The following is a 15016-nucleotide window of genomic DNA, read 5'->3' as shown; positions in this document are numbered from 1 at the left end:
AAACGTGCAGCGCGTCACGCTCGGGTCAGGCAGCAACCTGGCAACGACAATGTGCGACGTCCGGGGCCTAGGGTCTGTTCCCCCTAATTCCTATCCGTCATATTTATCATGATAAATAGGATGAATTTGATCGTAGGTATAATGCTTTTCGGTGTCAATCGGGAAAAAATTCGAGATCGGAGGCACCGGAGTCTCCGGATTTACCGGCGTGCCGGTCTGACGGGTGAACAAGAGCCTAACGAGGCGCCACATGGCATTGGATCCGCAAACGATGCGAGAACCGTTGGAAATCAAACAGCAGAAACGCGGCGATCTCGTCGCCGAGGCCATCAAGCGCCTGATCACCGAAGGCAACCTGTTGCCCGGCGATCGGTTGCCGCGCGAGATCGAGTTGCAGCAGATGTTCGCGGTGTCGAAGAGCACCATCCGCGAAGCCCTCAAGTCGCTTGAGGTGCAAGGGCTCATTAAGGTGAGCACGGGACCGTCGGGTGGCGGCATGGTGGTGGAAGTGCCGCTGGAGCGCACCTTCCAGTTGATGCAGAACTATCTGTTCTTCAAGGAAGTGAGCATCGACGACATCTACACCGTGCGTCAGTTGCTTGAACCGGAGTTGGCGGCCGGCGCGGTGCCGCATCTCACCGAGGACGATTTCGCGGCGCTGGAGAACAACATGTCATGTTGCAGCCCCGCGTCGCACGACAGAAGCGAACTGCTGCGCCAGCGTCAGGCCGACGTCGACTTTCACGATATTCTCGCGGCGGCGAATCCGAATAGCTTCCTGCGATTTACGTGCGAACTCGTCAACGAGATGATTCGCCAGTTGATCGTGTTCGGCAACGAAACACCGCGCAAGGAACACGAGAAGTTCGGCACGGCCAACGTCAACATCCATCGACAGATCACGGACGCCGCACGGGCAGGCGATGTGGAGCGCGTGCGTTCACTCATGCAGTTTCATATGCAGGAGGCGCGCACTTACATCAAGCGCATGAATGGCAAGCTGCGCGGGCGGTTGATCCTCGATTCGGATATTGCCGACATGCAGCAACGCGTTCGCTCGCAGAGTGGGGCCGCGGCGTCGGCACCGGTGAAGACGGCGCGTGCGCCTCGCAAGACGGCGGCGAAGGTTGCGGCAAAAGTGGCGACGAAGGCCGGTGTGAAGGCGCGTGTGAAGGCCGTAGCGAAGAAAGCCCCGGCCAAGCCCGTGGCGACGACCCGGGCGACGCCGCGCAAGAAGGGTTGATAAGTCGCGCCGCGTCAGCGCGTGCCGGCGCCGGACTCGGCCAGATGCACGGTGAGTCGTGTGAGGGCGCGCACTTGTCGTAATGCCACGCGCAAATCACACGTTGAAATCAGGCCGATGCCGCCTTCGTCTTCCCCGAGCGGCCGGCCGTCACGTTCATACACCACGAGTGCACCTACGCCGACCGGCGTGTTGTACAACTCGTGCCACGAGAACATGACCGTATAGCCATCGGCACCCTCTGCCAGTACATAAGCACGGGTGAAGTCGCGCGCTTGGGGCAAGCGCAGGCGCGCCACGTCAAGCAGTGCCGTAAGCCGCACGCCTTTGTATTCGCTCGCGCTGCGCACTTTCCGCCCGGACAGACACACGACATCGAGCGGCCCCGTGAGTTGGGTCGGCAGTCGCATGAGCGAAGCGAGGTCGAACGAGTGGCGGCGATTCACGCAACCGGACACCACGACTTCGTGCGAGACGAGCGACGTGATGGCCGGTGGCGGACTCACCAGCGTGAGCGGCGCACCGGGCGTGGTCAGACGAGACGTGTCAGAGGCGGCAGCCGGCGTGTTGGACGCCGACGCACGCAAGGGTTCGATGGGCATGTCGGATTCGGTGTACGGGCTTGGGGGCACCGGTGGCATCAATATAGCCGCCGCCCCCGGCACGGACATACGAGGTGCCTGATAGCCGCTATTCGGCTTGCAGCAAGGGCTCGCGAAGGCGCGTCATAGGCTCCGGCGTGCCGGTGCGATGCCGTCAGGCGGCACCGGCTGCCGAATCGATTTCCGTATCAGCTACCGCAGCGGGCCGTGCGCCGATCGGGCAACTTCGCCGTCACATCGGCGAGCATGGCGCGGGCTTCCTGCACGTCGGTCAGGCTTTCTCCGCCTTGCAGGCCATCGAGCGCTTCGCGCAGCAGCACGGCACAGTCGGCATCTCCCGGGGCATCGCCACCCCCCACGCGCAGCAGACTGACTGCCGCACGCAACGTCAGCATCGGTGAGGCCTGTGCGCGGGCAATCTGCAACGCATGTTCGAGCCACGGCCGTACGGCGTCTTCCGGATGATGTCCCGCGCGCAGGAAGTCACCCTTCTGCCGCAGAAATTCCGCCTGCCAGTGGCCGTCGTTGCGACGTGCCGACACGTGCGCACCGCGTTCTGCCGCATGCAGGCCCAGTGCAATGTCGCCGGTCCCCGCGCAGGCTTCCACCAGCAAGCCGAAGAAGATGCCTTCCACGCCGCCCATGATTTCGCTCAGGCGCCCGACGCTATCGGTGATGCGCTCCAACCCGGCTGCGTCGCCGCGCGAGGCGAGTGCCCAGCCGCGAATCGTCTGACCCGCCAGTGCCCAAAGTGCCACGCCAGTCTCTTCCGATACTTCGGTGGCTTCGCTGGCCAGCGCTTCGGCCGACGCGACTTCACGCCGCAAGCGGCGCAGCAAGGCGGCGAACACCAGCGCGAACGAGAACGAGTAGCGGCGGCCTTGCTGACGGCCCATCGCCAGCGCTTCTTCGCTGGCGGCGAGCGAGGCGTCGTGCCGTCCGGTGAACCAGTAAGCCCACGACAGGAACGACAGCCCGGTGATCTTGGCGTCTTCGCCAAGGCCCGTGTCTGCCGTCTCAGGGCGGTAATGCGCAATACCGGTTTCGAGCGCGGTCACCGCGCCGCCAAAGTCGCCCTGACAGCACAGGCTGTTGCCGAGCGCGTAGTAAGCGTGCGCGAGCAGCGGCGCGTCGCCGGCCTGTTCGGCGATCAGGATGAGCTTGCGGGCCAGATCGACGCTGCGGTCAAAGTCGCTCCACGAGCTGGAGCCGAGCCACAGTCCCCAGTAGACGGGGAACAACGCGACGTCGTCGCCCATCGGCTGGGCAAGCGCGAGTGCCGTTTCGAAGTTGTGCCGCGCGGGTTCCGAACCGTAGCCGTGCAGCGAGACGAGCGGCACGCCGAGCGCCATGCGCAGTTGCAATTCATGCGGTGCGGTTTGGGTACTAGGGCCCGTTTGACGCAGCACGTCGAGCGCGCTCTGGTAATGCGCGCAGGCTTCGCGAAATGCCTGACGTCCGGTGGCATAACCCCCCGCCAGCCGGTAATGCTCGATGGCGGCGTCGGGTTCGTCGGCCTGACGGAAATGCCACGCGAGCACTTCGGGTTCGGTCTGGACGATGGCCGGGTCGTGCTCGCGCATGGCGAGTGCAATCCGGCGATGCGCGTCCTGACGGCGTTCCTGAGGCTGAGCGTCGTAGGCGGCCTTGTGCAGCAACGCATGACGGAACACATAGCGCCCGCTTTCCTGTCGCTGCACGAGTGCACAGGCGACGAGCGTGTCGAGTGCGCGTTCGACGAGGGGCATCGTGCGCCCGCTCGCCGACGCGAGCAGATCGGCGTGGAATTCCTGACCGAAGCACGAAGCGAAATGCGCCACCGGCTTCGCACTGCCAGCCGCATCGATGCGCGCCATCATCAACTCTTGCAGGCTCGCCGGCATGGGCATGCCGCCGGCGTTACGGCCACCTTGCTGGGCAGCGGTCGCGCGGGCGAGTTCTTGCAGGAACAGCGGCACACCTTCGGCCAAATGCACGATGCGCTCGCGCAGGGCTGCCGGCAGGGCGACGCGGGGCGTTGCTGCCCGCACGATGGACGCCGCCGCGCCCGCGTCGAGCGGCGCAAGATCGATCCGCCGCAACGCGACGGTGTGCCGCCACGGCACTTCGAATTCAGGGCGTGCGCAGACCATCAACAGACGGCCCGCAGGCGGGTTCTCGGCCATCAGCGCGAGCAGTTCCTGCGTCGATGGGTCGGCCCAGTGTGCGTCGTCGAGCAGCAGCACGCCGCCATCGGGCAGCAGCGCTGCGAGCAGTCGCGGCGCTTCGTCGAGCACGGCCTGCTTCCACGCGTGCGGTGCCGCGATGTCGGCGGGCGTCTCGAACAAGTGCCGCAAACGCCGGTAGGCGAGCAATGCCGGTTGCGGCAATTGCGAGGCTTCGGCGACCGGTTGCGCACGCAGCCAGCGCACGATGGGATGGAACGGGGTACCGGCGCCGTCTTGCGCACAGGCGAGATCGATCACGCGCAAGCCGCCAGTGTCGACGAAGTGACGGGTGAGGGCCGATTTGCCGATGCCCGCCTCGCCGATCACGAGGGCGACGACGCCATGGCCGGTGCTCGCATCCCGCCCGCTGGCGTGGGCGGCGCCGAGTTCGGCCAGCGCCGAATCGCGCCCGAAGAGCATGGCCGCGCGACGGCGCGAGCGGCGCTCGGGCGTCGGGTCGGGATTGACGCGAAATACCGGAATGTCGCGATTGGCATGGCGCTCGCGCACGCTGCCGTGCGGCGTACTGGCCAGCGCGACGCCGATCAGACGCTGCGTCGCATCGCACATCAGCACTTCGCCAGCCTGCGCCATATCGGCCAGTTGCACGGCAGAGCGCGAGACACGTCCGCCGGTGTCGGGGCTGTCGTCTGCTGCCGAGCTGATGACAATGCCGGTGTGAACGCCCACACCGATGCTGACGCGGGCGGTGGTGGCTTGCGCGCAGCGCATGGCCGCTTCCACGGCATGGCGGCCGGCGCCTTCGAGCGCCGTCGGATAGCCGAAGTAGCCGAGCAGGCCGCCCGTGGGTGTGCGCAGCGTGTAACCCCATGACTGACGCAGGATCGTTTCGCACTTCACCAGCGGCGGGCGCATCACGCCGACGAGCTGGTCGGGGTCGTCGATGCCGTTGGGGGCGAGTTCGACGGCGACGACCGTCACCTGCCGCCGCTCGGGGCCGGTGGCGCGCTGTTCCATGCGTGCGGGCGGCGTTTCGAGCAACTGGGTGAGGGCCTCGCCCGGCAATTCGCCGAGTTCGTCACGCAGGATGTCGCACAGGCGGCGATATTCGTTTTCCGCCTCGTCGCGGCGTCCCGCACGCAACAGCAGTGCGAGCAGGCACTGCCAGCCGGATTCATCGAAGGGCGCGAGCGAGACGAGCTGACGCGCATGGGCGAGGGCTTGGTCGAGGTCGCCCAGGCGGGCGTAACCGTCGGCCAGCAGGCGTTCGCCGAAGACCCGGCGGCGCTGGTATTCGTCGCGCTGCAACTCGATCCATTGCTCGAGGTCGGGGGTGTCGCGCACGGACAGGCCATGCAGGAACGGACCTTGGTAGAGCGCGACGGCATCGGCGAGCTGTTGCAGATGGGCGGCAAGATCGAGGCCGGTCACGCCATCAAGCGTGCGGCTGGCCTGCGTGATCATGCTCGCGAAAACGTGCGCGTCGATCCACAGGCCGGTCTCGGGGCGCAGGCGCACGACCTGGCGGTCCGACTCGAAGAGTTCGTCGCCGAGGGTGTCGCGCAGATGGAAGAGCATGCGCTTGAGCTTGTCGCGTCCGCCCTGGCCGTCTTCGTCGGGCCAGAACAGGTCGGCCAGCGCGCCGCGGGTGTGGAAGCCCGGTTGCAGGGCGAGATAGGCGAGCATGCCGCGTGCCTTCGTGTACTTCACGGCACACGACTGTTTGCCTTGTTCGACCCGCATCGGTCCGAGCAGGTAGAGCGATCTGGTGGCTTGCATTGTCCCTGGACGGCAAATAGGCAACGCCGGCGCTCGCCCGGGGGCGAGTACCGACGTCGCGAATTTCATGATGTCGTCGTGCCTGGCCTTCGCACAGTCACGTCACGTGGCGTTCCCGGGTACCCCGGGGCCGGCGTGAGCGGGCTGGGCGAATGGCGAGTCTGGCACAACGCCAAGGGCCGTTCCGGGGGGGCTCCGGCCGTCTTTGTTCTCGTATTGCAGGCCCAAGTATAAACAGGTGTATGAATCTCGTCGGTAATACCCGAAAAATCCGTGCGTTATTGTCGGACCCGGCCTGCCATGCGCGTGGTTTTTGCAACAGTTGGCGGCCCCCGGTGCGCCTGGCACAACGGGGGCGCCCGGTGAGGACTGATGACGTCGGGCGCGTCGCCATTTCGTGACGCGTCAATATCAGGCGGGCGCTTGCCAGATAGTGGCGTCGGCGGCGTCGATACGCTTGGGCAGCAGCCCGGCTTGCGTGAAGACGTCGGCAATGCGTTGCTGCTCGGCAATCGCGTCGCGCACGACCGGCTGCACGTCATAGCTGCGCCGGCGGTTTGCCGCTTCGACAATGGCAGCATCCAGCCCCCACACCGGCGCCAGTTGCGCTGCCGCTTCGCGAGGGTTGGTGCGCACCCACTGACCGGTTTCGCGCAAGGTCTGATAGACCGCACGCAGCACGGCGTCGTGATCGCGCGCAAATGCGGGGGTGGCGAGGTAGTAGCGCTGATAGCCGGCGAGCCCGCGTGCGGTGCTCAGCACGCGCACCTTGTCCTGTTGTTCGACGCTGGCGAAGAACGGGTCCCACGTGACCCACGCGTCGACATTGCCGCTCGCGAAGGCGGCGCGCGCGTCGGCTGGGGTGAGATAGGCGGGCTGCACGTCAGTGAATCGGAGTCCGACGCTTTGCAGCGCGGCGATCAACAGGTAATGCACGCCTGCACCCTTCGTGACCGCGACCCGTTTGCCTTTGAGATCGGCCAGCGAGCGAATCGGCGAGTTTTGCGGCACCAGAATGGCTTCGGCGTCGGGCGAGGGCGTCTCTCGTGCCACATAGGCAATGCGTGCTCCGGCGGCCTGCGCAAAGACAGGCACGGTGTCGGCTACGTCGGCCGAAAAATCGATGCTGCCGACGTTGAGCGCTTCAAGCAACGGCAGGCCGCTGGTGAACTCGTGCCATGTGAGGGTGACGTTGTGCGGCGCCAGCGCCTTCGCCAGCGTGCCTCGGGTTTTGGCAAGCACGATGAGGGTGGACGACTTCTGATAGCCGATGCGCAGCGTAAGCGGTGCGTTGGCAGCGCGGGCGTTGCCGCTTTGCGTCAGCGAACCCAGCGCGCCGGCGACGGCACCCAGCGTGCCCATCGCGGAGAGTGCGCCACCGGCCAGCAGCGTGCCTCCGGTGCGTTGGAGAAAGTGGCGTCGGCGGGCGAGGTCGGGTGAATGGGGCATGGAAAAATCGGTCGGAACGAAGCGGTCTGCGGGAAATGCAGCGGGTCCGGACCGTGGCACGGGCGGCGCGCTGCGCTTGCCCGACTTGTAACGCGTCGCACCGGCAGCGTGCCAACAAGTTATTCGACTTTGCTTAGCGAGGCGATGTGCATATCGATATTCGCCGGATTCCGCCGGATTCCGCCGGATCGGGCGGCGGGACTGTCTTGCCGTCAACACCCCGTTATTTCGTGCTAACGGCGGCGATATCGACAGGTGAAACCGAAAGCCCACCTTGGAACCCTCCCGAAACTGTCAGGTTTGCTCAAGAATTCAGCAGCCGTTGCGTCTATGGCCCTAGGGAAAACCCCTGCATCACGCTTCGGACGCGCGGCATTACCGACAGCGTGTCGAGAAAGCATTTGCCATGCTTTCATCGTCTTACCGAATGCACGCACGATATTGGTGCAAACGTATTACGACGTATTACAAAAAATCCCGTAATTTCATAGAGTTACCATCCTTTCGGATGCTTGAAATGAAAATCATTCCTATTTATATTCGCGCCGCAAGTCGGGGAGAGACAGGCGGCGCTTCAGAGATCGCGTAGATCGGGTGCAGCAGTCGTTCTCCGGCGCAAATTTCGACGCTGGCCACGAGCACGGAGGAATGCACGGGCTCATGGACTGGCGCGCAATCAACGACGACGCACACCGACACCGATCATGATGCAACGCAAGCCGCTGGCCCTCGCGATGATGGCCCTCTTCGCAACGCCACTCGCCACCACCTTCGCTACGCCAGCGATGGCCCAAAGTGCCGCTTCCAGTGCGTCTTCAAGCGCGCCGGCTACCGCCGGGGATGCTTCCGCTTCACCGGCTGCGCCCGCCGCCAATGCCCCTGCTGCGGCGCTGCCGCAGACTGAGGTGTCCGGCACGTCGATTCGTGACGAATATCAACGCGACGTCTCGACCGTCGGCGGCAAGGTGCCGACGGCCATTCGCGACATTCCGCAATCGGTGACGGTCATCGACAAGGCCGTGATGCAGGCACAGGGCGCAACCTCGTTTGCCGACGCGTTGCGCAATTCACCGGCCATCACCATCGGCGGCGCTGAAGGCGGCCAGATCGGCAACAACATCAACCTGCGCGGTTTCACGGCGCGCACCGACATCTATCTCGACGGTTTCCGCGATCGCGGTCAGTACTATCGCGACACGTTCTATCTGGATTCCATTGAAGTGCTCGAAGGCCCGTCGTCGATGTTGTTCGGCCGGGGCTCGACCGGTGGCGTCATCAATCAGGTGAGCAAGCAGGCCAACCTCAAGCCGCTCAACGAAGTCTCGGGCACCATCGGCACTAACGACCGCTACCGCACGTCGTTCGACTTCAACCATCCGCTCTCGGACACGGCGGCGTTCCGTATCAACGGCTTTGCGCAGGACATCCACACCACGCGCGACGTCATGAGCAATCAGGACTTCGGCATTGCCCCCACGCTCAAGCTCGGTATCGGCACGCCGACGCAGATCACCCTGTCGGCGCTCATCGAGCATAACCACGACATGCCCGACTACGGCACCGTGGGCTACAACGGTCACCCGCTGCCGATCTCGAAGAATCAGTTCTACGGCCTGACGACCGATCGCACGGTGCAGGACGTGATGAGCTTCTCGGCCAAGATCGAGCACAAGGTCGACGACAGCCTGAAGATCACCAATCAGACGCAGTACAGCCGCTATGTGATCGACGCCGTGGAGACTGCGTCGCACGCGGTGGGTGTGCCCAATGGCTCGGGGGGCTTTACCACGCTGCCGACAGGGCAGACGGCGGGCATTCCGTCGTACTCGCTCGATCAGCTCTGGGTGCAGTTGCAGAGTCACGACCGCAAGATTACCGACACGTCGCTCTATAACCAGACCGATGTCGTGAAGAAGTTCGACACGGGGCCGTTCAAGCACACGCTGATCGCCGGGGCAGAAGTCGGGCGCGATACCTACGAGAATCAGACCTACCTGCGCACGGGCGCTGGGCAGGCGTCGGGCTTTCTGGGCTGGATTCCGGCGAACAGTCAGGCGTACTACTCCAACCTGCCGAACGTGACGCAGACCACCGGCAACCTCGCGCAGGGCAGCGCGGAGTCGGTGGCGTTCTATGCGAACGACACGATCGAGCTGACCAAGCAGTGGAAGCTCGTCGGCGGCTTGCGCTGGGATCGCTACAAGGCGCAACTCTCGAACACGCTTAACGCGCCGGGTTACGCCACGCAGACTGTCAACTACACGAGCGTGCGCACGGGCCTGATCTATCAGCCGAGCGGATCGCAGTCGTATTACTTCTCGTACGGCACGTCGTTCAACCCGTCGCTCGAACAGCTCACTGTCACGAACAACACGCAGGCGCTGCCGCCCGAGACGAACCAGTCGTTCGAAGTGGGCAGCAAGTGGAACCTGTTCGACGACAACCTCTCGATCAACACCGCGCTGTTTCAGGTCACGCAGAACAACTCGCGTACGCAGACCGGCACGACCGGCGAGTACTCCGACGCGGGCAAGGTGCGCATTCGCGGCGCCGAGGTCGGCGTGACGGGCCACATCACCACGAACTGGCAGGTGATGGGCGGCTACATGTTCCTGAACTCGCAGGTGCTGCAAGCGAATGACGGCACGCAGGGCAACGTGCTCGCCAACACGCCGCGTCACTCGGTCACGTTGTGGTCGACGTACACGCTGGGGCATTGGGAAGTGGGTGGCGGCATGAACTACATGTCGATGCGCTATGCGGCGAACACGAACCTGATTCGGGTGGGCGGCTACACGCGCTGGGACGCGACCGTGGCCTACCATCAGCCGAAGTACGACATCCGCCTCAACGTGCTGAACGTGTTCAACAAGAACTACTTCGATGCGTTGATTCCGTCGGATGGCGGGCGTGCGGTGCCGGGCGTCGGACGCACGGCGATGCTCACGGGCACGTACCGGTTCTGACGCGGCTGGCGTCGCCCGCGGATCCGGTCGCCGTCACGGCTTGATCCATCGCAAGCGGGCGGCCACCGCGCTGGCCGGGTCCGGCCAAAATGACGGACAATACGAGGCGCGAGCCGGCGGTGTCGCCGCGCTCGCGCCTTGCTATTTCACGAGGGAAGCCCGCCGATGTTGCTGCATGTGCCAAATGTCCTCAGCCCCGATCAGGTGCGCTGGGTGCGCGCCAAACTGGATAACGCCGGAGACGCCTGGGTCGACGGGCTGGCCACGGCCGGCTATCAGGGCGCGCCCGTCAAACAGAATCAGCAGATCGACGAACGCTCGGCCATCGCGCGGGAGTTGGGCGACGTGATTCTCGGGGCGCTCGAACGCCATCCGCTTTTCATCAGTGCCGCGCTGCCGAACAAGGTCTATGCGCCGATGTTCAACCGCTACGGCGAAGGCATGCACTTCGGCAACCATGTCGACGGCGCGATTCGACTGCAACCGGGCAGCGGCATGCGCATTCGCACCGATGTGTCGGCCACGCTGTTTCTCGCGAACCCCGACGAATACGAGGGTGGCGAGCTGGTGATCGAAGACCAGTACGGCGCGCATCAGGTGAAGCTGCCGGCGGGCGATATGGTGCTTTATCCGGCGACCAGCCTGCACCGCGTGAACGCGATCACACGCGGCTCGCGCGTGGGCTGCTTCTTCTGGGTGCAAAGTCTGGTGAAGGACGACACGCAGCGCACGCTGCTCTTCGATATGGACAACGCGATCCAGCGGCTCAATTCCTCAGACGCGGATGAGACCGCACGCCGCACGCTGATCGGTTGTTATCACAACCTGCTGCGGATCTGGAGCGAAACCTGAGCCACGCGGCCCACGGGTTCTCCAGTGCGCCAGTTCGCTGAACCATAAAAAAACGCCCGGTCCCAATGGACCGGGCGTGTCACGAAGCGCCGGACTGTCGCGTCCGGCTGCGCTGGCCTCGCGCTTGTTATGACTCGGCTTATTACTGGGCTTACTGAGCAGCCGGCGGCGTCGCTGCCGGGGCACCCGGGGCGCCCTTGTGCATCTGCTGGCGGCGCTGCATGGCCTTGTCGTGCCAGTCTTTCATCTTGGCCCAGCGTGCCTTGATGGCGCTGCTCACGAGGGTCTTCTGACCGTCGTCCAGACCGTTGTACACATTCAGCCAGGCATCCTCGGTCTGGCTGCGAAGTTGACGGTTCTGATCGAATACTTTCTCGCGGGCGGCGCGCATGCCGGCCAGATCGAGAATCTTCTGATCCTTCGCCTGCATCATCGACTGACGCAATTGCTGGCCGTTCTGGCGCATCGCGTCATGGTTCTGCTTCGACGTGGCCACCGCTTGCTGCCAGGCTTGTTCCTGTTGCGGGTTGAGCTTCAGTTGGTCGTGCAACTTCTTGATGTCGCCCAGCCCCCACGGACCGTGACCGCCGCGCATATGGTGCATCGCGGCTTGCGGACCCGTGGCCGGCGCGGTGGCGTCGGCGGCATGGGCAAGGCCAAACATCGAAGTGGCGACGAGGACGGCCGACGCAGCGGCGATCTTCAGTTTGCGCATGGTGTTGACTCCTGTTGATACTGCCGGAATTGGCATTTTCAGAGTAAGTCATCGCCCCGCTGAACAAGTTGCAAAGTGCAACGGCCGTATTACTCGACGTTACCAGCGCCCGCTTTCGCAATATTCCGAAACGACTCGGCCCGCCTGTGTCGTTGGTGTTCGACAGAGGCGGGCCGTTGTGAAGTTCGCGTGACAGCGTGTGACGCTTTCAGTTCCCCACTTTCAGACTGGCTCAGGTGGTGCTCAATCCCACGCGCCGCGGCCACCCGACACGCTGTAGCGGCCGGCACCGAAGAGAATCACGCACAGGCCCATGAACAGATAGAAGCCTTGCAGTTCGAGTGCCCAGCCGCCGGTCTTCGACAGTTCGCCGAGTTGGCTCAGGTGCACCAGCGAGAAAGCGACGAGCATGTTGCCCACCACCAGCACGCCGCCCAGACGGGTCAGCACGCCGAGAATCAACAATACCGGTGCGAGAACTTCGCCCAGATAGGCACCGTAGGCGAGAAAACTCGGCAAGCCATGCGATGTGATCATGCCTTCGATGAATCCGACGCCGTTGATCACTTTGCTCACGCCGTGAAACAGCAGCAGGATACCGAGGGTAAGACGCAGGATCAGTTTGCCAAGATCGTCTTTGGTGCTCTGCATGGTAAGGCTCCTTCCTTTCTTGCGGATATGCGCAACGGGGGCTGATGGGTTCGGGGTTCGGTCGACGCGCCGGACAGGCTGGCGCGCCTTGCAAATCGGCACCACTGTATCAAATCGTTACCGCGCTGTCTGCGGGACTCCCAACCTTTTCAGGCACTTGGCAAGAATTCCCTCCGGCCTGCGGATTACAGCCTGTTACTTTTGCGGCGACGCCGTTACACGGTGGCTGTCGGCGGGCGGTCGCCGGGCCGCGTTATTCGCCTTAAGGACACGGCAAACGATCGGCAATCCCGCCGACGGTACCGGGCCCCGACCGGCATCAGGCCGACGCGGTGCGCCAGCGGCCCACCGCGCAAGCAAATAAGGAATCCATCATGAACGTTCGTAAAACTCTTATCCTGAGCGCCGTGACCGTTGCCCTCGGTGGTGTGTTCGCCGGGCAAGCCTTCGCCCAGAGCACCGCGACCGAAACCTCGCGCGACATCAACCAGCAGCAACGCATCGAGAACGGCCTGAAGAGCGGCCAGTTGAGCACCAAGGAAGCATCGAGCCTCGAGAAGGGCGAAGCCAAGATCGATCGCATGCAAGCGCACGCCGATCACACCGGTGACACGGCCGCACAGAAGGCCCGCATCGCTGCGGCGCAGAATCATGAAAGCGCCAAGATTGCGCAGGCGAAGAGCAACGGCGTCGTGGCCAACCCGAATTCCAAGTCGTCCGAGCGGATGCAGGCCGACGTGCAACGCAATGTGAATCAGCAGAAGCGCATCGCTCAGGGGCAGGCCGCAGGCACGCTCAACAACCATCAGGTCGGCAATCTTGAGCACGGTCAGGCGCATGTCGATACCGCTGAAGCGCATGCGGGCAAGAACGGCCATGTGAGCGCGGGCGAGCAAGCCGGCATTCAACACAAGGAAAATCATCAGAGCAACCGCATCCGTCAGGACAAGACGAACGGATAACGGACTGCGTCCCGGCCAAGCAGCCCAAGTTTCACGGGTCCGCCAAAACCACACGCACGCGCAGTACTGAAGCGGTATTGAGAGAAGCGCCATCAAAAGGCGCTTGCGCCACCCCTCACCGGGTGGCGCTTTTGTTTTGGGGCACGGGGTCTATCCGGATGGGGCTATCATCGTCGTCACGAACTCAACAATCACAAACGACAAGGATGATCAGGATGGAGCTGGTGCAAGCGCAGAAGATGCTCGAAGAACTCGTCTCGCCCTGGGTGCGGCAACTGAATTTGCAGGTCGTAGCGACGGGCGCCGAGCAAAGCGAATTGCGTCTGCCGTTCGACGCGGCGTTCAAACATGGCGGCGGCGTCATCTGCGGTCAGGTCTTCATGGCCGTGGCCGATACGGCGATGGTCGTGGCGTTGTCGGCGGCGCTTGGCGGCTTTCAACCGATGACGACGGTCACGCTGAACACGCAGTTCATGCGCCCCGTCACTGAGGGCGATCTGCGCGTGATCGCGCGCATTCTGCGCCGGGGCAAGAATCTGGTGTTCGGCGAAATCGAGATTTTCGACGCGTCCGGAAAGATGGCGGTGCACGCGACCACGACGTATGCGTTGCTCTGAGCGCGAACGCGCCAGATGTAACGGCACGGCGGACTGACGGAGCAGGGAGGCTACGGTGTTCGATCAGATCGTATTTGCCGGCGGCGGCAATCGCTGCTGGTGGCAGGCGGGATTCTGGGAGCGGGTGACGCGCGAGGTGCCGTTGCGACCGCGCGTCATTGCCGGTATTTCGGCCGGGGCGGCCACGGCCTGTATGCTGCACATGCGCGCGTCGGACTGGGTGATGGATTACTACCGGCAAGCGCTCGCCGGCAATCGCAAGAACGCCTATTGGGGCAACCTGCTGCGGCGCGAGCGCGTGTTTCCGCATTACCGGATTTACCGTCAGGCATTGCTCGACATTTACGACGGTCAGTTGGAGAAGCTCGCCACCGGGCCGGAGATTCGCGTGGGGGTTTCACATATCCCGCGTTGGCTCGGGCCGAGATCGGCGACGGCAGCGGGGCTCGTGGCATACAACATCGATAAACACGTGCGGCGCACGCTGCACCCGACGCTCGCGCGGCAGTTGGGGTTTCGACCCGAGTTTGTCCGGGCGCAGGATTGTGCGACGACGTCGGATCTGGCCGATCTGATGTTGCAGTCGTCGTGCACGCCGCCGTTCACGCCGATCTTGCGGCGAGGCGGTCGGGCGGTGCTCGATGGGGGCATGGTCGACAACGTGCCCGTCGATGCACTGGATGCGACGCCGGGGCAGGTGTTGGTGCTGGTGACGCGGCGCTATCCGCGGCCGCAAATTTTCACGCAGCACCACGCGGGGCAGGACCGGCTGTACGTGCAGCCGTCAGTGCCGGTGCCGATCTCCAGTTGGGACTACACGCGGCCCGACATGATGGGGCCGGCGTATGACCTCGGCAGAAAGGATGGCGAGACGTTCCTGCGCCATCTGGAGACGCTGGGGTAACGGGAATCGGGTGGTAGAGCGGATAGCGGGCTGGTAGCGGGTGACGGGTAGCGGGTAACGGGGCAGTTCACCGCGCTGCGCGACGGCGTTGCCGGATTCGTCAGACTT

Annotated in this window: 11 protein-coding genes; 6 read left to right on the top strand and 5 right to left on the bottom strand. The window is 64.0% G+C overall.

Annotated elements, in window-relative coordinates:
• The first annotated feature begins 250 nt into the window (after positions 1–250).
• Complete coding sequence (locus tag CDV46_RS03685) at positions 251–1243, top strand: FadR/GntR family transcriptional regulator (protein WP_087721826.1); 993 nt, start codon at positions 251–253, stop codon at positions 1241–1243.
• A gap of 14 nt (positions 1244–1257) precedes the next feature.
• Here the strand turns inward: CDV46_RS03685 and CDV46_RS03680 are convergent, their stop codons facing one another.
• The 3 genes from CDV46_RS03680 to CDV46_RS03670 form a co-directional block, all read right to left on the bottom strand.
• The gene (locus CDV46_RS03680) at positions 1258–1845 is read right to left on the bottom strand and encodes a molybdopterin-dependent oxidoreductase (RefSeq protein ID WP_170936069.1); all 588 of its coding nucleotides are present in this window, start codon (positions 1843–1845) and stop codon (positions 1258–1260) included.
• A gap of 188 nt (positions 1846–2033) precedes the next feature.
• Positions 2034–5792 (bottom strand): BTAD domain-containing putative transcriptional regulator, encoded by a 3759-nt coding sequence (locus CDV46_RS03675; protein ID WP_176399000.1) that lies wholly within the window; start codon positions 5790–5792, stop codon positions 2034–2036.
• Between the two features lie 411 nt (positions 5793–6203).
• A complete protein-coding gene (locus tag CDV46_RS03670) occupies positions 6204–7241 on the bottom strand; it encodes an aliphatic sulfonate ABC transporter substrate-binding protein (protein ID WP_441339299.1) in 1038 nt (345 codons plus the stop codon).
• Positions 7242–7945: 704 nt separating this feature from the next.
• Here CDV46_RS03670 and CDV46_RS03665 point away from each other — a divergent pair.
• A complete protein-coding gene (locus CDV46_RS03665; protein WP_087721824.1) occupies positions 7946–10207 on the top strand; it encodes a TonB-dependent receptor in 2262 nt (753 codons plus the stop codon).
• A gap of 165 nt (positions 10208–10372) precedes the next feature.
• Positions 10373–11059, top strand: coding sequence for a Fe2+-dependent dioxygenase (locus CDV46_RS03660; protein ID WP_087690436.1), 687 nt, complete (start codon positions 10373–10375; stop codon positions 11057–11059).
• A gap of 151 nt (positions 11060–11210) precedes the next feature.
• Here the strand turns inward: CDV46_RS03660 and CDV46_RS03655 are convergent, their stop codons facing one another.
• Together CDV46_RS03655 and CDV46_RS03650 are read right to left on the bottom strand one after the other, a co-directional pair.
• Positions 11211–11774 carry a periplasmic heavy metal sensor gene (locus tag CDV46_RS03655; RefSeq protein WP_170936067.1) on the bottom strand — a complete coding sequence of 188 codons (564 nt, stop codon included), beginning with the start codon at positions 11772–11774 and terminating at the stop codon, positions 11211–11213.
• A 243-nt stretch (positions 11775–12017) separates the two neighbouring features.
• Positions 12018–12425, bottom strand: coding sequence for a DoxX family protein (locus CDV46_RS03650; RefSeq protein WP_058376763.1), 408 nt, complete (start codon positions 12423–12425; stop codon positions 12018–12020).
• A gap of 374 nt (positions 12426–12799) precedes the next feature.
• Between CDV46_RS03650 and CDV46_RS03645 the strand changes: the two genes are divergently transcribed.
• The 3 genes from CDV46_RS03645 to CDV46_RS03635 all read left to right on the top strand — a co-directional run bounded on the left by CDV46_RS03645 (position 12800) and on the right by CDV46_RS03635 (position 14908).
• Complete coding sequence (locus CDV46_RS03645) at positions 12800–13387, top strand: hypothetical protein (RefSeq protein WP_087690433.1); 588 nt, start codon at positions 12800–12802, stop codon at positions 13385–13387.
• 215 nt (positions 13388–13602) lie between these two features.
• A complete protein-coding gene (locus tag CDV46_RS03640) occupies positions 13603–14004 on the top strand; it encodes a PaaI family thioesterase (protein ID WP_087690431.1) in 402 nt (133 codons plus the stop codon).
• Positions 14005–14059: 55 nt separating this feature from the next.
• A complete protein-coding gene (locus tag CDV46_RS03635) occupies positions 14060–14908 on the top strand; it encodes a patatin-like phospholipase family protein (RefSeq protein ID WP_087721823.1) in 849 nt (282 codons plus the stop codon).
• Positions 14909–15016: the final 108 nt, after the last annotated feature.

It is taken from the genome of Pandoraea sp. PE-S2T-3 (assembly GCF_002179965.1).
Lineage (GTDB): Bacteria > Pseudomonadota > Gammaproteobacteria > Burkholderiales > Burkholderiaceae > Pandoraea.
The sequence above is the reverse complement of the archived record's forward strand: the minus strand, read 5'-3'. Positions and strand labels throughout refer to the sequence as shown.

Excerpts from the sequence above, each read along its gene's own strand:
- CDV46_RS03645 (WP_087690433.1), top strand. The coding sequence starts at position 12,800 with ATGAACGTTCGTAAAACTCTTATCCTGAGCGCCGTGACCGTTGCCCTC.
- CDV46_RS03675 (WP_176399000.1), bottom strand. The coding sequence starts at position 5,792 with ATGCAAGCCACCAGATCGCTCTACCTGCTCGGACCGATGCGGGTCGAA.
- CDV46_RS03680 (WP_170936069.1), bottom strand. The coding sequence starts at position 1,845 with ATGCCCATCGAACCCTTGCGTGCGTCGGCGTCCAACACGCCGGCTGCC.
- CDV46_RS03660 (WP_087690436.1), top strand. The coding sequence starts at position 10,373 with ATGTTGCTGCATGTGCCAAATGTCCTCAGCCCCGATCAGGTGCGCTGG.
- CDV46_RS03670 (WP_441339299.1), bottom strand. The coding sequence starts at position 7,241 with ATGCCCCATTCACCCGACCTCGCCCGCCGACGCCACTTTCTCCAACGC.
- CDV46_RS03665 (WP_087721824.1), top strand. The coding sequence starts at position 7,946 with ATGATGCAACGCAAGCCGCTGGCCCTCGCGATGATGGCCCTCTTCGCA.
- CDV46_RS03640 (WP_087690431.1), top strand. The coding sequence starts at position 13,603 with ATGGAGCTGGTGCAAGCGCAGAAGATGCTCGAAGAACTCGTCTCGCCC.
- CDV46_RS03655 (WP_170936067.1), bottom strand. The coding sequence starts at position 11,774 with ATGCGCAAACTGAAGATCGCCGCTGCGTCGGCCGTCCTCGTCGCCACT.
- CDV46_RS03650 (WP_058376763.1), bottom strand. The coding sequence starts at position 12,425 with ATGCAGAGCACCAAAGACGATCTTGGCAAACTGATCCTGCGTCTTACC.
- CDV46_RS03685 (WP_087721826.1), top strand. The coding sequence starts at position 251 with ATGGCATTGGATCCGCAAACGATGCGAGAACCGTTGGAAATCAAACAG.